We start from the raw sequence: 23,977 nt of genomic DNA on the forward strand, positions 1-23,977 counted from the left end.
CCTTTATGAAGCCAAAACATGATAAAAATAGAACGTCAAAATAACTTAAGGGAAAAGGTGAATTGTATGGCGTTTTATGGCGACTCTGACGCGCAAGAAACCCAGGAATGGCAAGAAGCATTTGATTCAGTATTACAACACATGGGCACAGAACGTGCTGCTTTCTTACTAGAAAAACTATATCAACGTGCGATTGCAAAACATGTGCCGATCCAACGCTTAAATACACCTTATCTCAACACGATCTCAGTTGAAGAACAACCAGCAATGCCAGGCGATCAAGATATGGAGCGACGTATTCGTGCCTTGATTCGTTGGAATGCACTTGCAATGGTTTTACGTGCAAACAAAACAGGTGATGACTTAGGTGGTCACCTTGCAAGTTTCGCATCTTCTGCGACGTTATATGATGTTGGTTTTAACCATTTCTTCCGCGCTGCCTCTGATAATTTTGGTGGCGACATGATTTACTACCAAGGTCACTGTGCACCTGGTATTTATGCACGTTCTTTCTTGGAAGGACGTTTGAATGAAGAGCAACTTAATAATTTCCGTCGTGAAGTGGGGGGTAATGGTCTCCCAAGTTACCCTCATCCATATTTGATGCCTGATTATTGGCAATTCCCTACCGTATCGATGGGTCTTGGTCCAATCATGTCAATTTATCAAGCTCATATTCAAAAGTACTTGATGAATCGTGGTTTGATTAAAGAAGAGAATCGTAAAGTCTGGGCATATCTTGGCGATGGTGAGATGGATGAGCCAGAAAGTACTGGTGCAATTTCACTTGCGGGACGTGAAAAGCTTGATAACCTGATTTGGGTCGTGAATTGTAATTTACAGCGCCTCGATGGTCCTGTACGTGGTAACGGGAAAATTATTCAAGAATTAGAATCTTTATTCCGTGGTGCAGGCTGGCGTGTCATTAAAGTAGTTTGGGGTCGTCATTGGGATCCACTACTCGCTCAAGATACTTCAGGCGCTTTAAAAGCGGTCATGGAAGAAACAGTTGATGGTGAGTACCAACGCTATCAAGTGAAAGGTGGTGCGTATACGCGTGAGAAATTCTTTGGCAAGTACCCAGAAGCTGCGGAATTGGTAAAAGATTTAAGCGATGAAGATATCGATAATCTGAACCGTGGTGGTCATGACCCGTACAAGGTTTTTGCTGCTTATGCAGAAGCAATGAAAGCCAAAGGTCAACCGACCGTTATTCTTGCGAAAACAGTTAAAGGTTACGGATTGTCTGAAGAAATTGAAGCGGTGAACAAAACGCACCAAATCAAAAAAATGCAGATCGACTCTTTGAAATATGTGCGTGACCGTTTTAACTTGCCATTTACAGATGATAAGTTAGAAGAGCTTCCATTCTACCGTCCAAGTGAAAACTCTCCAGAAATGAAGTACATGAAAGCACGTCGTGAAGCGTTAGGTGGTTACCTACCTGCACGTCGTAAGGAAAGTACTTCTTTGCCAATACCTGAACTGTCAGTTTTTGATGCCGTATTAAAAGGCAGTGGCGGAAAAGAGCAATCAACGACGATGTTGATGGTACGTTTGATCTCAGCTTTGTTAAAAGAAAAAGCTATCAAAGATCATGTTGTCCCAATCGTTCCAGATGAAGCTCGTACATTCGGCTTGGAAGGTATGTTCCGCCAACTCGGGATTTATGCCGCACACGGACAAAAATATACCCCTGAAGACAATGAACAGCTCATGAATTATCGTGAAGCGAAAGATGGTCATATGTTGCAAGAAGGGATTAACGAAGCTGGTGCGATGAGTGCTTGGGCTGCGTTAGGGACTAGTTATTCAACCAATAATTTACCAATGATTCCGATGTACATGTATTACTCAATGTTTGGTTTCCAACGTATTGGGGATATTGCATGGGCGGCAGGTGATGCACAAGCGCAAGGCTTCTTGTTAGGTGCAACTGCTGGACGTACCACCTTAAATGGTGAAGGTCTACAACACCAAGATGGTCATTCTCATATCTTGGCAGGTACGATTCCAAACTGTGTTTCTTATGATCCTTGTTTTGGTTATGAACTTGCGGTGATTGTGCACGACGGCTTGAAACGCATGTATCAAGATCAAGAGCGTGTGTTCTATTATTTAACAGTGATGAACGAAAACTACGAACATCCTGAAATGCCTGAAGGTGCAGAAGAAGGCATTAAGCGTGGTATGTATTTGTTGCAGAAAGATGAGCAAGCAACGGTTCAACTATTAGGCTCAGGTGTCATTTTACGTGAAGTGATCAAAGCAGCAAAAATACTTCGTGATGAATATCAGATTCATTCAAATGTCTGGAGTGTGACGAGTTTCAACGAGCTAGCGCGTGATGGTATGGCATGTGACGAATATAATCGTTTACATCCATTGACTGAGACAGCAAAAGAATCTTGGGTATCTCAGCAATTACGTGATACTGACGGTATTGTAGTTTCAGCTACGGATCACATGCGCGTTTATAGTGAGCAAATCCGAGCATATTTACCAGACAATCGTCCATATGTCACTTTGGGGACAGATGGTTATGGTCGCTCAGATACTCGTGCTAATTTGCGTAGCTATTTCGGAGTTGATGCGGCACATATCGTGGTTGCGACTTTGAAAAAATTAGCCGACGAAGGTGAAGTGGAAAACCGTTTAGTAAAAGACGCAATCTCATCATTTGAGTTAGATACAGATCGTCCAGTTGCATGGGCACCACAGGCGCACCCACAAGTGCAAGCTGTGGCTGAATATCACGAAAACCAAACAGGTGAGGGGAACTAATCATGCAAATCCAAGCACCTGATATTGGCGTTGATAAAGCTTTGGTCGCCGAAATTTTGGTAAAAGTAGGTGATCGAGTCGCTGTAGAAGATAGCCTTCTAGTTCTAGAGTCTGATAAAGCGACGGTAGAAGTTCCAAGTACTGCCGCAGGTATCGTGAAAAGTATTTTGGTTAAGCAAGGTGATGAAGTTACTGAAGGTGTTGCTTTAGTTGAACTGGAAGCAGAATCTCAAGCAACGGAAAGTCGTGTTGTCGAAACAGCTCAAGTTGAAACTCCGAAGGTAGAAACTCAATCTGAACAGATTGAAACTCCATCTGCACCTGTCGTTAACCAATCTGCGACTTCGACGCAAGTTGTGGATGTAAAAGTTCCAGATATTGGTGTTGAGAAAGCTTTGGTTGCCGAAGTTCTTGTAAAAGTTGGCGATGAAATTGAAGCTGAACAAAGTATTGTCGTTGTTGAGTCAGATAAGGCAACGGTCGAAGTTCCGAGTTCAGTTGCAGGCGTAGTTGAAGCGATTCAAATCAAAGAAGGCGACAGCATTAAGGAAGGAGTGGTATTGATTCAGGTCAAGACCGCGAGTGCTGTAGTACCATCTGAACCGCAAGTAGCTCCAGCTCAAACAGTAGCAACTACAGAAGCCTCAGCTGCAACTAATAGCTCAACAGGTAATGTTGAAATTGAAGTACCTGATCTAGGTGTAGAAAAAGCACTTGTTTCAGAAATTTTGGTCAATGTTGGTGATCGCGTTGAAGCTCAACAAAGCTTATGCGTGGTTGAGTCAGATAAGGCATCTGTTGAAGTTCCAAGCTCGGTTGCGGGGATTGTGAGAGCAATCCATGTGTCAGCCAATCAAGAAGTTTGTCAAGGCATGGCTTTGGCAACGATAGAGGTGAGTGGTCAGGCCGCTGCTCAAGTAGCACCAAAAACTCAATCAGCTGCAAAGCAACAAACTGCTACTGAAGCTGCACCAACAAAACCACAGGCGGTAGCGACAGCAGCACCGAGTGCGCCAGCGCAAGCTGAGAAGCTGACCAAAGAGCAAGAAGCTGACAATGCCAAAGTTTATGCGGGTCCAGCGGTACGTAAATTGGCGCGTGAACTCGGAGTAGTCCTTGGTCAAGTGAAAGCCTCTGGTGAACACGGTCGTGTGATGAAAGACGATGTTTTTGCTTATGTAAAAACGCGTTTAACTGCACCGCAAGCTGCTCCTAGTACACAGGCTGCACCTGTCGCTTCAGGCTTGCCATCATTACCTGATTTCACTGCCTTCGGTGGTGGCGAAGTAAAAGCAATGACGCGTTTGCAACAGGTCTCTGTTCCGCAATTGTCATTGAATAACTTCATCCCACAAGTAACGCAGTTTGACTTGGCTGATATTACAGAGCTTGAAGCATGGCGTGGCGAACTGAAAGATGGGTTCAAAAAACAAGGAATTAGCTTAACTATTTTAGCGTTCATCGCGAAAGCGGTTGCTCACTTGTTAAAAGAAGAACCTTATTTCGCGGGTCATTTGGCAGATGATCAAAAGTCAGTGTTGTTGCGTAACGAAATTCATATGGGTATCGCAGTCGCTACACCTGATGGCTTAACAGTTCCTGTACTGCGTAATCCTGACCAAAAATCCATTAAGCAAATCGCGATGGAATTGGCTGAGCTAAGTCAAAAAGCGCGTGATCGTAAGTTATCACCGAAAGATTTGCAAGGTGCCAACTTTACCATTACGAGCTTAGGTAGTATTGGAGGAACTGCATTTACGCCTTTAGTGAACTGGCCTCAAGTCGCAATTTTGGGTATCTCTCCAGCAACCATGCAACCTGTATGGAATGGTAAAGATTTTGATCCACGCTTAATGTTGCCATTATCGTTGTCATATGATCATCGAGTTATTAATGGGGCTGATGCGGCACGCTTTACCAATAAATTGACCAAGCTATTAAAAGATATTCGTAGCTTATTGCTCTAACGAATAATTGATTTAAGAATACCTCGCTCAGGCGGGGTTTTCTTTTTGTTGAATATAGAAAAACGTTACTTTATTTGCTATCAATTTGAAAATGAGCAATGAGGGAATCAAGCACTGAATTTGAGGTGGAGAAATGTTTGCGATTTATAGAGTCATGTTGCCATTATTGCTGGTAGTTTCTGTGCTTATGGGATTATGGGTGAGCTTTCTGCATTTTCCATCAGAGTGGGTGCTTTATATTGTGATGGGGATTGAATTATTAGTCGCAACCATTGTGATGGCGATGGAACATCAGGCACAAAATTTAAATACGAGCAGTGGCTGGGGTAGTTTTGGTTTTCTTGGTATAAGTGTTTATTTAGCTCTACTATTAGGTCTGGTTCGATTGTTAATGTGGGGTTACCAGAAATTTTGGACTTAAAGATTCAAAACAATAAAGTTCTTTGATAGAATAAAAACACTTCATTGGGGAGTAGCCGCTCTTTACGCAAAGTAAAGAGGTGATGATCAACATAATTGTTCAACAGAACATGGTCATCATAGCAAAGAACCAAGAACAGCTATTTAGCTGTGCTTTTGTTGGCAAGACCTTTGATTTATCACTCTGCATCAATCTAATTGATTTTGGCTAGCAGGAGGGGTAGATCATCGGTATATATTGCTAGCCAGAGCATTCAATTATGTATGAATTTCTCATCTCTACTTCGATCGTTGCCCTTGCTGAAATGGGTGATAAGACACAATTACTCGCTTTATTGTTAGCAGCACGTTTCCGAAAACCTGTTCCAATCCTCATCGCAATTTTATTAGCAACCACGATTAACCACGGTATTTCTGCTGTTTTTGGTCAATGGATTACGACTGTTCTCAGTCCTGAAATTTTGATTTGGATACTTGCACTTGGTTTTATCGGGATGGCGATCTGGATGTTGATCCCTGATGAACTTGGTGATGAAACAGAAAGCATCAATAAATGGCAGAGATTTGGAGTATTTGGTGCGACCTTTATTCTATTTTTCTTGGCCGAAATCGGTGATAAAACCCAAATTGCAACTGTTGCCTTAGCTGCACGATTTGACAGTGTATTTTGGGTCATGTGTGGTACTACTGTTGGAATGATGCTTGCAAATGCCCCAGCAGTATTTATTGGTAATAAGTTGGCTGATAAATTACCAATCTCTTTGATCCATAAAATTGGTGCAGCGATTTTCTTGGTGGTAGGTATTTCAACCTTAGTTCAGCATTATTATTTTGCTTAATCTTATTCAAACATGCACCTGTTGTTGAGCAGGTGCATGTTTTATGTCGAGAGAAAATTAATAATTAAACTTCACTGTAAAATTAATTTGGCGTGGATTGCCTAAAGTAACTAAGTTCTCGTTGAGCGCACCAGCATAATAACCTTTATCAAACATATTGCGGATTGCCAGTTGAGCACCCCAGTGTTCGGCATCATAACCTGCCTCAGTATCAAACAAGGTATAGCTTGGAAGATCGACTGTTAAACCATTAACACTTTTTTTGCTTTCACCGCGAACGCCTGCGCCTACATACCAACCTAAATTTGAATTGGGTTTAAAACGATAGCGTGTAGACAAGCTATAACTGTGCTTTGGAACATTATCTATCGTCAATCCGATATTCTCAGCTTGAGTATCTTTACTTATTTCTGCATCCGGCGTGTAGGTATAGGCAGCTGTAATTTTGAGTTGATCAAATAAATGCGCTGCAAGCTCTGTTTCGATTCCACGTGTCAGCTGTTCGCCACGTTGTACTTTAAAACCTGTGTTGATTTGATCAGTCACGGAAACATTTTGGCGACGTAAATCAAACCAAGCGATACTGCCTTGAATGCGTTGATCTGGACTTTGTAGTTTTAGACCTACTTCAATTTGCTTGCCTTTCTCGGGTTTAAAGGCGTTGTCATGGAAATCTGTACCAATTACAGGTAAGAATGAGGTTGCATAACTCACATAAGGTGCAGCGATTTCATTGATGCTGTAAAGCAAAGAGGCATTACCTGTAAATGCATTCTCAGATTGGGTTGTTTCGGTATTTTTAACTAAATTTTGAGTGGTTGTTTCAGTCCAGTCATGTCGCCCCGCGAGATTCAAAACCAGCTGATCATTCAATTCGATTCGATCACGAAGATATAAACCTGTATATCTGAGACGATTGATATCATGGTTGGTCGGTATATCTGGGCAAGTCACCTTGGTATTGTATTCAGGTTTATAGAGATTCAAATTACCCACTGTACAACGATTATTGATGTAATCACTTTTTTCTTGCATGGCATCAACTCCCACTGTGATTTCATGTGAGGTGTTACCGAAATTTAATGTTTTTTGCAGTTGATTATCGATAGAAAAATTTAAGTTATCGACATCTTGATAACGCCCTTGTCGTTGGATCGTGGTGTAATCAATTTTACCTTCTTCATTTTTTGCCCAAAAGTTTTTACCTGTTGCAGCAAATACTGCGGGTCCAAGCATTTCTGTTTTTTGTACTGCAAAGTTTTGTTTAAATTGCCAATCATTTTCAAAACGATGTGCGAAATTATAACCTATACGATAGACATCGGCCTCATAAGCGCCATGTGATGGTTCACTAATTAATAGTTTGGGATTCAATGCGCCATTTGGATTATTTAATAATGTACCTAAGACTGGTAAACCTTGTTGTCGTAGATATTCACGATGTTGATAGCTGGCAATTACTGATAAATCGGTTTTATCGCCTAAATCAAAATTATAAGAAGGTGAGATATAGTAGTTTTTAAAATAAACGAAGTCAGTCGGATCATTTTGATCAGAGATGCGACCATTTAAGCGAAAAGCACCTTTCTCACTTTTATTTGGACTGTAGTTGATATCGAATGTTGCTTGCTTGAGTTGATGAGAGCCGTAGGTGAAAGCGCTGCGGTAAAAGCTCTCGGCTTGTGGGCGTTTGGTGACCATGTTCACCATGCCACCAGGTTGAACTAAACCAAAGTTAACCGATGCAGGTCCTTTTAAAATTTGAACTTGATCCATACCTGAAACTTCAGTAGCAACAAAGGTACTTTGACCTTGACGTAACCCATCAATAAAGACCTGATCAGATGAGGTTTGCCCACGAATAATAAAATCATCCCAACCCCGCCTTCCGAGTTGCCCTGAGACGACCCCTGCAACACCATTTAGGGCTTCAGCCAAAGTTTGAGCTTGTTTTTGTTGTAATTGTTCTTGGGTAATCACCGTAACAGACTGTGCTGTTTTAAATAATGGCGCATTTGATTTCAAAGTGGATGTTGCTTGTGTCGCCACATAATCATTGTTTTTATCTTGTTGAGCTTTGATGGAAATTGTTGGAAGGATATTGCTTTGATCTTCAGTTGCATAAGCAGCGCTTGTTATATGGCTCAAAATAAAGGTTACAAGTAAAGTGGGGCGCGTAAAGAGCATAGAAATTTCCAAGAAAGGGCAGATCAATAAAGATGCTAATGAGAATTATTATATTTTAAAGCTTGGGCGTGCTAAATCCAATAAATATATCGAAAAATAATTTTTTAAAAATTACGATAAATATCCAACATTCGATTGAAACATTAACTTAATCCCATTATTTTATTATGGAATTAAAATAATTCATATTTAAAGAATTTTTATGGGGTTGCTATGAGCTTTGAAAGGACAACATCACAGATATTATTCGATAATGGTCAGCATAAATGTATTAGTTTTACCAGTTTGGTAAAAGGTGAGGGAATTCAAGCCAACCAGTTTTTAATTATTGATCATGATCGTGCAGCCGTCTTAGATCCAGGTGGTGATTTGACTTATGTTCCGCTCACAATGGAACTTAATCGCTATACCAAATTGAAGAATCTAGATTATGTGATGGCTTCGCATCAAGATCCTGACATTATCACTTCGATGCCACGTTGGTTGGTCTATACCGATGCTAAAGTCGTTGCATCTAAGCTATGGGCACGTTTCTTACCCCATCTCAATTCTGCTTTTATGAGTGATCGAATGAAAGGCAATTGGGAAGAGCGTTTGATTGAACTCCCTGATACAGGTCAAGTTATTCCTTTGGGAGAGTCGGCGATTATTGCAGTTCCTGCGCATTTCTTACATTCCGTCGGGAATTTTCAGTTTTATGACCCAACTGCAAAGATTCTTTTCTCAGGTGATATGGGCGCATCAATTGTTGAAGATGCTAGTCTGCCGATTGTCGACTTTGAAGCGCATATTAAAAAAATGAAAGGCTTTCACCAACGCTATATGTGTTCCAACAAAGTGATACGTTTATGGGTCAATATGGTTCGTCAAATGGATATTGATATGATCGTTCCACAGCATGGCACGGCATTTGTCGGTAAAGAAATGATCAATCAATTTCTTGATTGGATTGAAACACTTGAATGCGGTGTTGATCTGATGAGCGAATACGTATTTAGCTGCCCAACAACCTAATTTGGATGTAGGTGATTTAGCAAAATCGACGCATGATTGCATAAAAAATTTATAGGCAATATTGTTTTTCAGAATGACTTTTTTTAGGATTCTCGTTGCAAAGGAATTGGTTTTGATAACGAGAATTTTAAAAAATGTTGTCTCAAATTGCAACGCCAGATGTATGTATGACTTGTGGTGCATGCTGCGCGAATTATCGAGTTTCATTTTATTGGGCTGAAGCTGAATATATCCCTGAAACAATGGTTGAGCCAATCACGGCTATTTATTCTTGTATGAAGGGAACCAACCAATCACAGCCCAAATGCATTGCTCTTGAAGGTGAGGTTGGAACGCGTGTGAGTTGTTCGATATATCATGCTCGAAGCACAACTTGTAAAGAAGTGAAAATTGCGGATGAACAATGCAATAAAGCAAGGCTCAAATACAATCTGATCCCGTTGATAGATATTGAACAACAAGACTCAGAAAATAATGAAGATTATGATCAAGTCTGTTGATTGCGATAGCTTAAATTGAGTTTTTGAAGCAGTTGATATATCGATCAACAGCTTTTCTCAAATAATTTTCATCATAGAAAATGAAAATCACCCTGAAATTTGTTTATAATAGCTCACGGAATTTACCAGTGAGATTGTTATGCTGACCATCGTTCAAGAAGCGTTAACCTTCGATGATGTCTTATTACTTCCTGCCTACTCAACTGTTCTCCCAAAAGATGTCTCCTTAAAGACACGTTTAACTCGCGGAATTCAACTTAATATCCCTCTTGTTTCTGCTGCAATGGATACCGTGACTGAATCACGTATGGCGATTGCGATGGCGCAAAATGGCGGTATCGGTATTTTGCATAAAAACATGGATATTGCCGCACAAGCTGCGGAAGTACGCCGTGTAAAAAAATTCGAAGCTGGAATGGTGAAAGACCCAATAACAGTAACTCCTGAAACGACAGTTCGTGAACTTATTGCAATTACTCAAGCCAATAATATTAGCGGTGTACCTGTTGTAAAAGATGGCAAAGTTGTGGGTATCGTCACAGGTCGTGATACTCGTTTTGAAACCAATCTTGAACAACCAGTGAGCAACATCATGACGGGTCAAGACCGTCTAGTGACTGTTCGTGAAGGTGAGTCGAAAGAAAATATTCAAGCTTTGTTGCAAAAGCACCGTATTGAAAAAGTCTTAGTTGTTGGCGAAAACAATGAACTCAAAGGCTTAATTACGGTGACTGACTTCCGTAAAGCGGAAAGCTATCCAAACAGTTGTAAAGATGACCTTGGTCGTTTACGCGTAGGTGCAGCAGTTGGTACAGGTGCTGAAACACCTAGCCGTGTTGAAGCTTTAGTTGATGCGGGTGTTGATGCGATCGTCGTTGATACTGCACATGGTCACTCAGCTGGTGTGATTGAGCGTGTACGTTGGGTTAAAGCAAACTATCCACAAGTTCAAGTGATTGGTGGAAATATTGCAACAGGTGATGCTGCATTGGCGTTACTTGATGCGGGTGCTGATGCTGTTAAAGTTGGTATTGGTCCTGGTTCGATCTGTACAACACGTATCGTTGCTGGTATTGGTATGCCGCAGATTTCGGCAATTGATAGTGTTGCCAATGCACTAAAAGATCAAATTCCATTGATCGCAGATGGCGGTATTCGTTTCTCTGGCGATATGGCGAAAGCGATTGGCGCAGGTGCGAGCACGATCATGGTCGGTTCACTCCTTGCTGGTACTGAAGAAGCGCCAGGTGAAGTTGAATTCTTCCAAGGTCGTTACTATAAAGCGTATCGTGGTATGGGTTCATTGGGTGCAATGGCGGGAGTAACAGGTTCTGCTGACCGTTATTTCCAAGACTCTAAAGCGGGTGCTGAAAAGTTGGTCCCAGAAGGCATCGAAGGTCGTGTTCCATATAAAGGTCCAATGGGCAATATCATCCATCAAATGATGGGTGGTTTACGTTCTTCTATGGGCTATACAGGTTCATCTGTGATTGAAGATCTTCGTCAAAATGCAAAATTTGTGAAAATTACTTCGGCAGGCATGTCTGAATCACATGTTCATGATGTGACGATTACTAAAGAAGCACCAAACTATCGTGTAGGTTGATCTTTAGTAATTTTGGCAATAAAAAAACCGTCAGTCCACTGACGGTTTTTTTGTTTTGGTGTAAAGTAAAACAGATGAAAAATGATATGACGATACGTCATATAAAGATAAGAAAGCGAGTAAAGAATGAGCTATTTTGGAACTGATGGAATTCGTGGCAAATTTGGACAAATGCCGATTACCCCTGAATTTGCATTAAAATTAGGATTTGCAGCAGGAAAAGTATTAAAAAGAAATAGTCCTAAAAACAAACCAATTGTGGTTATGGGTAAAGATACGCGTTTATCAGGTTATATTCTAGAAGCAGCTCTCCAAGCAGGTTTAAACGCAGCAGGTGTGTATGTGCATTTGTTGGGGCCATTACCAACGCCTGCTATAGCGCATTTAACACGTGCTTTGCATGCACATGCAGGTATTGTGATTTCAGCATCACATAACCCTTACTTTGATAATGGGATTAAATTTTTCTCAGGTGAAGGTAAAAAACTCCCAGATGCCTTACAAAATGAGATCAATCAAGAATTAGAAAAAGATTTAGTGATTGATGATACGGCTAACCTAGGTAAAAGTGTTCGTGTAAAAGATGCAAATGGTCGTTATATCGAGTTCTGTAAGTCAACTTTCCCATATCATTTCGACTTACGAAATTTAAAAATTGTTGTCGATTGTGCAAATGGTGCAGCCTACAGCGTTGGACCTTCTGTATTCCGTGAGTTGGGTGCGAAGGTGATTCCATTATTTAATGAGCCAGATGGTTTAAACATCAATGAAAACTGTGGCTCAACGCATCCTGAACTATTGCAGAAAGCCGTTGTAGAGCAACAAGCAGATCTAGGTATTGCTTTTGATGGTGATGCAGATCGTGTCGTGATGGTTGATAAACACGGTCAATTGGTTGATGGTGACCATATCCTGTATATTCTGGCGACTCAAGCAAGTCATAAACCTGTAGGTATTGTGGGTACAGTGATGAGTAATATGGCACTTGAGTTGGCTTTAGCAAAAGCAAATGTCAATTTTGTACGAGCTAAAGTCGGTGACCGTTATGTATTACAGGCACTTGAAGAAAATAATTGGGTGATTGGTGGTGAACCATCTGGTCATATCTTGACCCTTGATAAGAGTACGACAGGCGATGCCATTATTGCTGCATTGCAAGTGCTCACTGTCATGGTAGAGCAAAGTAAAGCTTTGCATGAATTGGTTGAAGATTTTGTTTTATTCCCTCAAGTGTTGGTAAATGTTCGTTTGCAGCAAATGCTCGACCCATATTCTATCCCAGCCTTAGTCGCTGAATTTGATAAAGCCGAAAAACAACTTGAGGGTCGTGGACGTATTTTGATTCGTAAATCAGGTACAGAGCCTGTGATCCGTGTCATGGTGGAGGGCGATCAATTGGAAGAAGTTGAAGCCTTGGCAAATCACTTAGCAGAAGCGGTCCGAGCTCAAGCACAAGCTGCTTAAAAGGTGACAAGAATGAACGATGTTATTAAAGATTTGAGTGAACTACGTTTAAGCTATGAGCAAGGTGAGTTGCATGAGTCTCAAATCAGTCATGATCCTCATCTTCAATTTTTAAACTGGTTTAATCACGCCTTAGCTGCAAATTTGCATGAACCATACGCAATGTCGTTAGCAACAGCTAATCGACTAGGTCGACCACATGTTCGTACGGTTTTACTCCGTGGAGCGACTGAAAACGGATACGATTTCTACACCAATTACGATAGTCAAAAAGGTTTGGATCTCGCGGAAAATCCATACGCTCAGTTATTGTTTTATTGGCCGAGTTTGGAACGACAAGTGCGGATTAGTGGAAAGGTGACTAAGATTTCTGAACAGGAATCAACCGACTATTACCATAAACGCCCACGTGACAGTCAGATTGCAGCACATATCAGTACACCTCAAAGTGGTGTGATTGCTGATCGTGAAGCATTACAGTCTCGTTTTGAGGACTTGCAGCAGCAAGTGGGTGATCAAGAGGAGCTTGCTAAACCTGTATTTTGGGGCGGTTATCGTTTAGAAGCAGATTATTATGAGTTTTGGCAAGGTCGACCAAATCGTTTACATGATCGTTTGAGTTATGAAAGAACAGATCAGGTTTGGGTTGTTCAACGATTGATGCCATAAATGACAAAAATTCAAATTTTAGAAAGACCATTACTCACACGCCCTGAACAGTTTCAGGGCGTGCCAACGTTTATTGCCGAGATTTTGGCACGACGTGGTGTTGCCTCAGAGCAAGAACTAGAACTGAAGCTTAAACATCTGCTTGCACCCAATCTAAAAGATTTGGATCGAGCTGTAGAAATCATTGATCAAGCAATTGATCGTCAATTACAAATCGTAATTGTGGGAGATTATGATGCTGATGGTGCAACCAGTACGGCTTTGATGGTTCTCGTACTTCGAGAGATGGGAGCAAGAGTTGAGTATCTTGTTCCTGATCGATTTAAATATGGTTATGGTTTAACACCTAAGATTGCAGAGTTAGCAGCCCAGACTTATCGCCCAGATTTATTGATTACCGTTGATAATGGCATTTCGAGCCATGCAGGTGTTGAGGTCGCTCAAGCACTTGGAATGCAGGTGATCATTACAGATCATCACCTGACCACTAAGCCAACACCTAGTGCGGAAGCTGTGGTTAATCCTAATCAGTTGGATTGTGACTTTTCGAGTAAGTCACTGGCGGGGGTTGGCGTTGCTTTCTATGTCTTAGCAAAATTGGCAAGTCACCGTAGTCAGCAAAATAAAAGTACTAGCAAAGTGTCTCAATACTTGGATTTGGTTGCTTTAGGTACTTATGCGGATGTTGCAAGTTTGGATTACAACAATCGTATTTTGATTGATGCAGGTCTAAAACGTATTCAGCAAAACCAATGTCGGGCAGGTATTCTCGCGCTACTTGACGTCGCAGGTCGAGAGGCTTCAACTTTGCGAGCACAAGATTTGGGTTTCGTCTTAGGACCGAGAATCAATGCTGCTGGTCGTATGGAAAGTATGAGAATTGGGATCGAATGCTTACTCGCGGAGGATATGGCAACAGCTTATCCACTGGCACAGCAACTCAATCAGTTAAATGTTGAGCGACGCCAAGTTGAAACTGAAATGAAGCAACAAGCATTAATTGCTTTGCAAAACGTTCAACTTGAAACAGATCAAATTCCGCCCGCTATCGTGATGTATGACGAACAGTGGCATCAAGGTGTAATTGGGATTGTCGCTGGACGTTTAAAGGAGCAGTTTCATCGTCCGAGTTTAGTTTTTGCCCCCGATGAAGATGGTATTCATATTAAGGGATCTGCACGTTCTATTGATGGGATTCATATCCGCGATATGATTGAACATGTCGCAGAGCAATATCCGCATCTTGTGACTCATTTTGGTGGGCATGCAGCGGCAGCGGGTTTGACGCTCAAAAAAGCACATTTTAATGAGTTCAAACAGCTATTTATTCAGACAATTGCTGAAATGGATGCTGAATTGTTTCATGCAACGATTTGGACAGATGGTGAGTTGCCTGAGAACGCTTTAGATCTATCTACAGTGGATTGGATTGAACAAATGGGGCCATGGGGACAAAAATTTCCATTTCCACAATTTCAAGGAACATTCAAAGTCATTGATTATCGCTGGTTGAAAGATCAGCATCTCAAGTTAAAACTTTCACTTGGTACACAGTCGATTGATGCAATTGCATTTAATGCGGTTGACCGTTTTGAGTTTAATCCAATGCAGGGTTTTGTTGATTTGGTCTATACCTTGGAGCGTAATGTTTTTAATGGAAATGTCAGTCTACAATTACAGGTTGTGCATTTAAAACAATAAAAAACCGCTCAAATTTGAGCGGTTTTTAGAAAGATTAGTAGCGGAATGTGCCGTTAATTCCATACGAGTTCGCGCCGTCGATCCCTGTATAACCAATACCCACAGCAAATGTTGGGGTAAAGAATTTTTGCGTACGAATGCTGAAAATGGTATCTGCATCTTCAGCGGTTGAATCTGCGAATGCAATTCCGACACTGAGTGTTGGGTCTAGATAGAGATCAGCAGCTAAACGATATGTTGTCTCATCACCTATATAGCTCTGAGCTTCAAAATTGGTGTAATAACCTGCAATAGGTGAAACATATTTAGCACGAAGCGTAATCGCAGTGTCTTCATCGTCTTCGCCTGTGATAGCGACTGCATTTGAATAAGTTGTGATAAAGCCATATTGAGCAGCTTGAATAGGATCAAAACTTTTCGATAAATCTGCGACACCTACGGCAAGTAGCATCCCATGTGTTGGAAGAAAGCCTACTTCAGCCGAATAACCATTGCCATCATCACTCGCAAATTTGTAAGACTCATTATAGCTCTTTGCAATCGCTTCTATGTCGGTTCTATGCAGACTTCCTGAGATATAGAATTGCGTGTTGGGAATATAAAATTCACCATTAAGACCGATAGAGTTGAACTCTTGTTTGAAATCTACGTTTATTTGCGGTATTCCGCCAAAATTCACAAAAGAATAAATACCTGATTCTTCTGCATAGGTATAACCTAAGCCAATGTTTGATGTTTTATCTAAGAATGCCGCTTCCGCTAGTGGAGCATTACGTGTTTGAACTGGGTTAAAATAATATTTACCGTTTACACTTGCGGTGTTAACGCGATGGCTATCCATTTCGCTGTCTTTAATATATGTATATTCATAAGCACCCATTAGCTGAGTTTGGTATGCATTTGCATTTAAACCGATGCAAGATGTTAATAATGCAGTAATAAGACTTAATTTTTTCATAAAAAACCTGACCCCTTGTTAAAATAATACGTGCTATTAATAAGTTATTGCGCGATGTAGTGTAGTGATATTTGAAAACACGTCAATAATGCTTAAATGAACAGTAAAATTTTATTGATATTTTTTTCGACCCATTGGTTTGAGACTTAATTCTTTTTCTATGTACTTTTATCTAAGAAATAAAAAAAAGCCCTGATCTTAAAGAGCAGGGCTTTTGTCTTTTCGTATGAAGTGATGTTTAGTCACTTTCTTATTTAGAAGCGATATGCACCACGGATACCATAGGTATTGTAGTCATCACCAAAACCAACACGACCTTCTAAACTTACTTGTTGATTTAGGAATTTCTTCGCAGAAATACCCCATTCATCACGTTCTGTGAGGTCATTGTTGTAGTAATCTGCACCGACACTTAAGGTTTTGTCGAGATAGAAGTCACCTTTAACACCGTACTCATCTAAATCACCAAATGCGCCATAAGCTTCTAGGTTGACATCATTCGCTCCAACCTGGGTGACGTATTTAGCACGTACAGTTGGGTCAGCGCCATCTTTACCATCTTTCTCATCGTATCCTTTAACACCAAGCGCAAGTAATAAACCTGGTGCTGGTAAATAACCTACCTCAGCACTATAAGTTGTTACTTTTTGATCGATTGGCAGGTTGTCTACTTCAAGTTCGTCACGACCTAAATTACCGCTTAAGTAAAAGTCACTGTTCGGAACGAAGTATTCAACACCAACACCGTATTGCGAGTTCTTCACACCGTCATTGTCGGCATAATTCACTTTTGCATTTACATTACTAGAGCGGTTCAAGAACGCTGCTTCAGCAAGAGGTGCATTACGTGTTTGGACTGGATTAAAGTAATAAGTCCCATCTACACCAAAACTATGTGTACTATCGAACTGATCCCAATCTGTATAAGTATATGAACCACCGACTTCAGCTTGATACGCATGTGTAGTACCTGTTACTGCCAAAGCAGATAAAAGTGCTGATGCAATTGCTAATTTTTTCATGGCTACTCCCCTTTGAGATAATGAACCAATTGAATGTTAATTACATGTTTTGTTACAACTCTCAGTCTAGTTAAAAACTTTAGCTGGTCAATCAAAGGAAAGTAATCAAACTGTACGAATGTAATTTTTGTGTAAAATTTACAATATAAAATATTGATTTATAACTAGTATTTAATAATGTTTTGATTTATTAAAACTTAGGAGAGATTGTGTGTTTAGGTAATTTTCGTGTATTTAAGCAACAATCTTGTCGCTAGATGTTTCAAAGTACGATTACTTTGTTTCAATATTTCTGATAAGTAAATAGTAAATCTATAAGAAAAACACTTTAAAAGGTTATGGCTGTGTCGCATAAAGCACTTATGTTAAAATATTAGGTTAGGTGAAAATTTGTGAGAACAGACGCGTGGAAATCAATCCGTATTTAATCCAATTGAAAGATTTATCTGATCGTAGCCAAACACTACGGGGGTATCTTTGACTACGATCTAAAAGCAGAGCGTTTAGAAGAAGTTTTAAGAGAATTAGAAGACCCTGCGATTTGGAATGACCAAAGTCGTGCGCAAGCAATTGCAAAAGAAAAGGGCAGTTTAGAAAATACTTTGGGTGTATTTGATCGTCTTGCAGAACAGCTAGATGATGCAAAAGCGATGCTTGATCTGGCTGTTGAAGCCGATGATGAAAGCTTGCTTGAAGATGTGCAAGCAGAATTAGATAGCGCTGAACAAGCTCTTGGGAACCTCGAATTCCGTCGTATGTTTAGTAATCCGATGGATCCAAACCCATGCTTCCTTGAAATCCAATCTGGTTCGGGTGGTACAGAGGCACAAGACTGGGCTTCGATGTTATTACGTATGTATATGCGTTGGATCGAGCGTCATGGTTTCAAAGCAGAACTGATGGAAGTTTCTGATGGTGACGTGGCGGGTATTAAATCAGCGACGATTCGAGTTGATGGTGAATTTGCTTATGGTTGGTTACGTACAGAAAGTGGTGTACACCGTTTAGTTCGTAAATCTCCATTCGATAGTAATAATAACCGTCACACTTCATTCTCTGCCGTATTCGTTTCACCAGAGATTGATGACAATATCGAAATTGATATCAATCCATCAGATGTCCGTACGGATACCTATCGTGCATCAGGCGCGGGTGGTCAGCATATTAACAAAACTGACTCAGCTGTTCGTCTGACTCACGCGCCAACAGGTATTGTGGTTGCATGTCAGAACCAACGTTCACAACATGCCAACCGTGACCATGCGTGGAAACAACTACGTGCCAAACTCTATGAGTTAGAAATGAGCAAGCGCAACGAAGCAGCTCAGGCGCTCGAAGATTCTAAATCGGATATTGGCTGGGGAAGTCAGATTCGCTCTTATGTACTTGATGACTCACGTATTAAAGACTTGCGTACAGGTGTCGAAAACTCCAATACAAAAGCTGTGCTTGATGGGGATTTAGACAAGTTTATTGAAGCGAGTTTAAAACAAGGTCTGTAAGTTTTATCCAATAAAAACGGCAATTTCGTTCAGCTCTCGACCCTTAATCGAAAAAACATGATATTAATATCGAAAAAAATAGATATTAATATTTATAAAATTCGATATACTGGGTTGAGATGCTGAACAAAGCTTTGCCTGTTGAGAAACGTGGTGAGTCTATGGATATTGATGTTATAAGCAAAGCCTTAGCCAATCCGTTGCGTCGACAGATTTTGCTATGGCTGAAAGAGCCTGAGCAATTTTTACCTGTACAAGAATGTGGTGGCAGTTTCGAACGCGGCGTATGTGCAGGACACATCGAACGTTTAGGAAAGGTTGCTCAATCGACCATGTCAAATCATCTGTCTGTATTACAGCAAGCAGGTTTGATTAAGGTTGAGAAATATGGGCAATGGTCATATTTTACGCGTAATGAAGCTTTGATTCAGCAATACATCGAACATTTAAAACAAACACTTTAAAGTAACAAGTGTAAGTTGAGGCGATTATGGCTGAGTTAAATTCTGCATTGCAAGTCGGTGACTTTACAATCAAGAACCGTTTGGTTTTAGCACCGTTAACAAGAGCACGTAGCGGTGAACAACGTATCCCAAATGATCTGATGGTTGAATATTACCAACAACGTGCTAATGCAGGTCTGATTATTACTGAAGCGACTGTGATTAGCCCGAAAGCGGTAGGTTATGCCAATACCCCAGGTTTATGGTCACAAGAACAAGCGCAAGCTTGGAATAAAATCGTAAAAGCCGTGCATGCGCAAGGTTCAAAAATTGTCGTTCAGTTATGGCATGTAGGACGTATTTCACATCCAGACTTATTGGATGGTGATACACCTGTCGCACCAAGTGCAATCCAGCCAGCAGGGGAAGTGAGTTTACTTCGTCCGAAACGCCCGTTTGTGACACCTAGAGCTTTATCGCACGAAGAAATTCAAGAAATTGTAGTTGAGTATAAACACGCTGCTGAACTTGCGAAGGCTGCAGGTTTTGATGGTGTTGAGCTGCATGCTGCCAATGGATATCTAATTGATCAATTCTTGCAAAGTAAAACCAATACTCGCGAAGATGAATACGGTGGTTCAATTGAAAACCGTGCACGTTTGTTGTTGCAAGTCGTTGATGCATTTATTGAAGTATGGGGTGCAGGTCGTGTCGGTGTACATTTAGCGCCACGTGCTGATTCTCATGATATGGGTGATGATAATCCATTAGCAACTTTTGGTTATGTCGTTGAGCAATTAGATCAGCGTAATGTTGCGTTTATCTTTACTCGCGAGTATGAAGCTGAAGATAGTTTACAACCAAAGTTGCGTCCTAAATTCAAAGGTGCTTGGATTGCCAACGAAAAATTAACGCCAGATTCAGCCAAGCGTATTTTAGCAACTGAACAAGCGGATGCAGTTGCATTTGGTTTAGCATATATCGCAAATCCTGATTTATTCGAGCGTTTGGAAAATGATCTACCGCTTAATCAGGTTCAATTCGATACCTTGTATGGTCCGAGTGCCGAAGGTTATACGGATTATCCTGTTTTTGAACAACTCGAAGCTTAAGTTGTTTTTAGAATTACTCATGTCATTTACCAAAATGGCATGAGTTTTTTTTTGAAATTCCGCATAATGTGCTGAAATCAAATCGAAATATATGGTCTAGGATGGCGCAGGAAATCGCAGCACAACAAACACCATTTTGGTATAACATTTTATTGGCTTGTCTCAAGCCTTTATACCGCTGGAAAATAAAACAACGTGCTGAAAGCGAAGAGCTCTTTCAACAAGAATGCCTTGAGCGTTTTGGACCATTTCAAACGCCAAAAAACCTGCATACGATCTGGTTCCATGTGGTTTCTGTAGGTGAAACCAATGCTGCACAACCTCTTATCGAGCATTATTTAAAATTAGGTCATCCTGTCTTAGTGACCAATACCACAAAAACGGGGCAAGCCCGTGCCAAATCACTTTTTCTTAAAGCACCCTACTTAGCGTTATTTCAAGCTGTATATTTGCCTGTTGATCAAAAACCATTACTCAAGCAATTTTTTGATTTGTATCAGCCGAAGCTACTCGCTTTAGTTGAAACTGAGATTTGGCCAAATTTAATTGCCCAAGCGAAACAGCAACAGATTCCATGTATTTTGCTTAATGCACGTCTTTCTGAAAAATCCGCCAAAGGCTATGCCAAGGTAAGTCGACTTACCCAAGTTATGTTGCAACAATTAACGTGGATGTTGGCGCAAGATCAAGCGACACAGCAACGCTATGTAGATTTAGGCTTAGAGAAAGCCAAAAGTCAGGTTGTTGGAAATATTAAATTTGATATTAGTGCTCCAACCTCCTTTATTGAGCAAGCTGAACAGTTAAAACAGGAATGGCAGTTAGAGAAACGCCAAATAATTACTTTAGCCAGCACACATGCACCTGAAGAAGAACAGTTACTTAAGCAATTACAGCCACATTTAAATTCAAACCCTCATTTGTTATGTATCGTTGTACCACGTCATCCAGAGCGTTTTGATGAGGTACATAAGATCTGCCAAAACCTGAATTTAAATACGCAGCGGCGTAGTCTCAAACAAGAGATTACAGTGGATACGCAGGTATATCTTGCAGATAGTATGGGTGAGATGTGGTTATGGTATGCATTAAGTCAGGCATGTTTTGTCGGTGGTTCACTCAATGAACCAGGCGGTGGGCACAATATCTTAGAACCGATGGTTTTAGATGTACCCACTGTGATTGGTCCTCGCTATTTTAATTTTCAAACAATTGTCGATGAGTTTGTGACGGAACAAGGGATCCTTGTTGCTGAAAATGCTGAGCTAGTTATACAAAATCTGATGAGTTGCCTAAATCATCCAGAGCAAAGCCAGCGATTAATTCATCAAGCTAAATTGGTGTTACAACGCAATAAAGGCTCATTGCAAAAACATATTCAATTAATTGACTATTATTTAGCGCAACGAACTGCTTCATGAATATCGTTTTACTGGACGCGAACCAAGATGGCTCAAGGGATATTTGGTCAATCGAGGATCAACGTCAAATTAAGCACTTGAATCAACATCTTCAATTAAAGGCTGGAGATACTTTAAAGGTAGGCGTTCGTGATGGTCAGCGTTATCTCACTGAGGTGCAGAGTATTACAGCACAGCAGATTATGCTAAGACCCATTCAAGCAGAAAATGTGCCGAACAAAGTTCCTGTGCATTTGATCTTGGCCTTACCTCGCCCCAAAGTGTTGCGACGTATGATTATGGATGCGGTGACGCTAGGTGTGGAACGCATAAGTTTGATTCATAGCTATCGGGTTGATAAAAGTTATTGGCAAAGTCCTTTTCTGCAACAACTCGATGATTATGTGACACTCGGCTTAGAGCAAGCTGGCGATACGATTGTCCCTGAAATTCAACTCTACAAGCGGTTTAAACCTTTTGTTGAAGATGTCTTACCAACTTTGATCTCAGAGCAAAGACCTGCTTATGTCGCACATCCTTATGCAGAACAATCGATGCCCCATGCGATAGCTCATGGCTGTAATTTAATAGTGGGGCCAGAAGGTGGGTTTATACCTTACGAAATTGAGTTACTCAAAAAAAATGGTTGCCAAGCAATGAGTCTAGGCAACCGAATTTTGCGAACTGAAACAGCGGTGTCGAATATCTTAGGTCGTTTGTTTGTCTAAATTTTCAGTGTTATCTGATTGATCACCGCGATAGACTTTGACTTCTTGCACAGGGTAAGGAATCGAAATCCCTTTCTCATCAAAAGCCGTAACAACCAATTCTTGAATTTCACTGATCGATGCAGAGGTCGATGTCTCGGTGGTGTTGACCCACCAACGCACGGTTAAATTAATTGAGAAATCCGCCAAAGCAGTGACATTTACAGAAAAAGCAGGCTGACTGAGTACAGTCATATTATTATTCAGGATATCCAGAATAATTTTCTTAGCCTTTTGCATGTCATCTTCATACCCAATTCCTACAACAAACTCGCAGCGGCGACGTTGATACGCACTGTTCACAATAACAGCGCTGGTATATACCGTCGCGTTTGGAATCACGATGCGACGACCATCGGGAGAGCGTAAAAATGTTGCACGAATTTGGATATCTTCAACATTTCCTTCCAAACCATTGACTACGATATCGTCACCGATACGGAAAGGTTCACTGAGCAAGATTAAGATTCCTGACAGTAAGTTTTGGAAAATATCTTTAAAGGCAAAACCAATTGCTACCGAACCAATTCCAAGAGCACCAATCAATTGACTCGGTGTAAAACCTGGAATTGCGATCACAAGTGCGATTAGGAAACCAAAGAAAATAATAAAGGTACTTCCGACACGGTTTAATACCAACACCAAATTTTGACGCGTGTAAGTTCGATTTTCCAAGGTTTTACGAATAAACAATTTAAATAGTTTGGTCAGTAACCAGAAAATGATAAAAACGACCAGAGCAATACAAATATAAGGAACGCGTTCCCAGAAACTGTCCATGATCTTATCGATGGTCGTATATGCATCTTGATACTTTTCAGTGTGTGCCAATACAGTTTGCGTTGTTTTGGCACCTGCTTGGTGAATCAATTCGCCAGTATCTTTTGCGACATCAGTCAATGTCGGTTGTTCATTTGCCACAAGAAAATCTCTATTTCGCAAAGTTGGGTGTGATGAGGAACGCAATCATAATAAATTTATCGTCAGCACGCATGAAAAATTCGTTAACAGTAGCGATTGATGTCGATTTAGAAATATTCGGTTGTGTTTTGAATCATCTGTGTCGGTGCATCCCAAAAATCAGGACTTGCGAAATAATAAGCAAAAACAAACATGCCGAAAATCATAAATAGACTGAGGAGAATCATAATCAAAGCGAGTAATTTTTCCCAAGTTCTTGATGGGCGAACATCCCCATAATCGTTTCGGTGAGGTGTTCCTGCTGCAAGTAATACATAGAGAGTGAAAACTAATTGGATAAATGGCACCAGTAATAGCAAGCTTAGCCAACCTGTTTTATTCAAATCATGTAAACGTCGAATAAGAAAAACGATTTGAAAATAAAAAGCGAGAAACCATGAGATCACTAGTGCGAGTACCGCAATGCCTGAAAATGCAGGCATGATAGGATCATTTACATTGACACTGTTGATGCTCAATTGACCTGCAAAGACAATAATACAAATGAAGGTAGCGAGATAAACGATGGTCAGTAACCCATACCAACCCAAATAACTCAGACGATTAAAACGTCCTTTAGGTGACAGTGGATTATCTTTTACTAAAGCATTACGACCAGTGGATGAAGAGTCAAACATTACAGATACCTATTTTTTTGATTA

Annotated in this window: 20 protein-coding genes and 1 riboswitch; of the genes, 15 read left to right on the forward strand and 5 right to left on the reverse strand. The window is 40.6% G+C overall.

The features are described from left to right. The first annotated feature begins 66 nt into the window (after positions 1-66). From aceE to IRT38_RS03875, 4 genes are all read left to right on the forward strand, one after another. On the forward strand, positions 67-2,784 hold the full coding sequence (gene aceE, locus IRT38_RS03860) for a pyruvate dehydrogenase (acetyl-transferring), homodimeric type (RefSeq protein WP_004964934.1): 2,718 nt from the start codon (positions 67-69) through the stop codon (positions 2,782-2,784). Positions 2,785-2,786: 2 nt separating this feature from the next. Beyond that, positions 2,787-4,751 (forward strand): 2-oxo acid dehydrogenase subunit E2, encoded by a 1,965-nt coding sequence (locus tag IRT38_RS03865; protein WP_194596991.1) that lies wholly within the window; start codon positions 2,787-2,789, stop codon positions 4,749-4,751. Positions 4,752-4,884: 133 nt separating this feature from the next. Continuing rightward, positions 4,885-5,172, forward strand: coding sequence for a hypothetical protein (locus IRT38_RS03870; RefSeq protein ID WP_194596992.1), 288 nt, complete (start codon positions 4,885-4,887; stop codon positions 5,170-5,172). Positions 5,173-5,206: 34 nt separating this feature from the next. After that, positions 5,207-5,347: riboswitch (yybP-ykoY riboswitch) on the forward strand. An 84-nt stretch (positions 5,348-5,431) separates the two neighbouring features. After that, positions 5,432-6,010, forward strand: coding sequence for a TMEM165/GDT1 family protein (locus tag IRT38_RS03875; protein ID WP_004951316.1), 579 nt, complete (start codon positions 5,432-5,434; stop codon positions 6,008-6,010). A 57-nt stretch (positions 6,011-6,067) separates the two neighbouring features. Here IRT38_RS03875 and IRT38_RS03880 read toward each other — a convergent pair whose 3' ends face one another. Beyond that, positions 6,068-8,197, reverse strand: coding sequence for a TonB-dependent siderophore receptor (locus tag IRT38_RS03880; RefSeq protein WP_194596993.1), 2,130 nt, complete (start codon positions 8,195-8,197; stop codon positions 6,068-6,070). Positions 8,198-8,410: 213 nt separating this feature from the next. Between IRT38_RS03880 and IRT38_RS03885 the strand changes: the two genes are divergently transcribed. The 6 genes from IRT38_RS03885 to recJ all read left to right on the forward strand — a co-directional run bounded on the left by IRT38_RS03885 (position 8,411) and on the right by recJ (position 15,151). Next, positions 8,411-9,211, forward strand: coding sequence for an MBL fold metallo-hydrolase (locus tag IRT38_RS03885; RefSeq protein ID WP_087539943.1), 801 nt, complete (start codon positions 8,411-8,413; stop codon positions 9,209-9,211). A gap of 134 nt (positions 9,212-9,345) precedes the next feature. Then, on the forward strand, positions 9,346-9,711 hold the full coding sequence (locus IRT38_RS03890) for a YkgJ family cysteine cluster protein (protein ID WP_194596994.1): 366 nt from the start codon (positions 9,346-9,348) through the stop codon (positions 9,709-9,711). A 139-nt stretch (positions 9,712-9,850) separates the two neighbouring features. Continuing rightward, positions 9,851-11,317 (forward strand): IMP dehydrogenase, encoded by a 1,467-nt coding sequence (gene guaB / locus IRT38_RS03895; RefSeq protein ID WP_194596995.1) that lies wholly within the window; start codon positions 9,851-9,853, stop codon positions 11,315-11,317. A 126-nt stretch (positions 11,318-11,443) separates the two neighbouring features. After that, positions 11,444-12,781, forward strand: coding sequence for a phosphoglucosamine mutase (gene glmM, locus IRT38_RS03900; protein WP_194596996.1), 1,338 nt, complete (start codon positions 11,444-11,446; stop codon positions 12,779-12,781). Positions 12,782-12,793: 12 nt separating this feature from the next. After that, entirely contained in the window at positions 12,794-13,450 is a 657-nt protein-coding gene (pdxH, locus tag IRT38_RS03905; RefSeq protein WP_194596997.1) for a pyridoxamine 5'-phosphate oxidase, read from the forward strand. Next, positions 13,451-15,151 (forward strand): single-stranded-DNA-specific exonuclease RecJ, encoded by a 1,701-nt coding sequence (recJ, locus tag IRT38_RS03910; protein ID WP_112986097.1) that lies wholly within the window; start codon positions 13,451-13,453, stop codon positions 15,149-15,151. Positions 15,152-15,185: 34 nt separating this feature from the next. On the opposite strand, the gene IRT38_RS03915 is transcribed toward recJ, so the two are convergent. Beyond that, a complete protein-coding gene (locus IRT38_RS03915) occupies positions 15,186-16,109 on the reverse strand; it encodes a putative porin (protein ID WP_194596998.1) in 924 nt (307 codons plus the stop codon). A 254-nt stretch (positions 16,110-16,363) separates the two neighbouring features. Beyond that, on the reverse strand, positions 16,364-17,131 hold the full coding sequence (locus IRT38_RS03920) for a putative porin (protein WP_194596999.1): 768 nt from the start codon (positions 17,129-17,131) through the stop codon (positions 16,364-16,366). Between the two features lie 406 nt (positions 17,132-17,537). On the opposite strand from IRT38_RS03920, the gene prfB reads away from it, so the two are divergent. The 5 genes from prfB (at position 17,538) to IRT38_RS03945 (ending at position 22,316) form a co-directional block, all read left to right on the forward strand. After that, positions 17,538-18,633 (forward strand): peptide chain release factor 2 gene (gene prfB, locus IRT38_RS03925; RefSeq protein ID WP_099947891.1). Its coding sequence is split into 2 segments (ribosomal slippage): positions 17,538-17,609 and positions 17,611-18,633, totalling 1,095 coding nucleotides; the frame shifts between segments, so codons are not numbered across the junction. A 161-nt stretch (positions 18,634-18,794) separates the two neighbouring features. Beyond that, on the forward strand, positions 18,795-19,097 hold the full coding sequence (locus IRT38_RS03930) for an ArsR/SmtB family transcription factor (protein ID WP_035336224.1): 303 nt from the start codon (positions 18,795-18,797) through the stop codon (positions 19,095-19,097). Positions 19,098-19,123: 26 nt separating this feature from the next. Then, positions 19,124-20,188: an alkene reductase gene (locus IRT38_RS03935; RefSeq protein ID WP_004909880.1), complete on the forward strand. Its 1,065-nt coding sequence runs from the start codon at positions 19,124-19,126 to the stop codon at positions 20,186-20,188. Positions 20,189-20,289: 101 nt separating this feature from the next. Next, on the forward strand, positions 20,290-21,609 hold the full coding sequence (locus IRT38_RS03940) for a 3-deoxy-D-manno-octulosonic acid transferase (RefSeq protein WP_194597000.1): 1,320 nt from the start codon (positions 20,290-20,292) through the stop codon (positions 21,607-21,609). After that, complete coding sequence (locus IRT38_RS03945; protein WP_194597001.1) at positions 21,606-22,316, forward strand: 16S rRNA (uracil(1498)-N(3))-methyltransferase; 711 nt, start codon at positions 21,606-21,608, stop codon at positions 22,314-22,316. The genes IRT38_RS03940 and IRT38_RS03945 overlap by 4 nt, the downstream gene beginning before the upstream one ends. Here IRT38_RS03945 and IRT38_RS03950 read toward each other — a convergent pair. Both IRT38_RS03950 and IRT38_RS03955 read right to left on the reverse strand, forming a co-directional pair. Then, on the reverse strand, positions 22,296-23,276 hold the full coding sequence (locus tag IRT38_RS03950) for a mechanosensitive ion channel family protein (protein ID WP_004909876.1): 981 nt from the start codon (positions 23,274-23,276) through the stop codon (positions 22,296-22,298). The genes IRT38_RS03945 and IRT38_RS03950 overlap by 21 nt on opposite strands. A 107-nt stretch (positions 23,277-23,383) precedes the next feature. After that, on the reverse strand, positions 23,384-23,953 hold the full coding sequence (locus IRT38_RS03955) for a DUF805 domain-containing protein (RefSeq protein WP_112986102.1): 570 nt from the start codon (positions 23,951-23,953) through the stop codon (positions 23,384-23,386). Positions 23,954-23,977: the final 24 nt, after the last annotated feature.

Source organism: Acinetobacter sp. SK-43, from assembly GCF_015351505.1.
Taxonomy (GTDB): Bacteria; Pseudomonadota; Gammaproteobacteria; order Pseudomonadales; family Moraxellaceae; genus Acinetobacter; species Acinetobacter junii.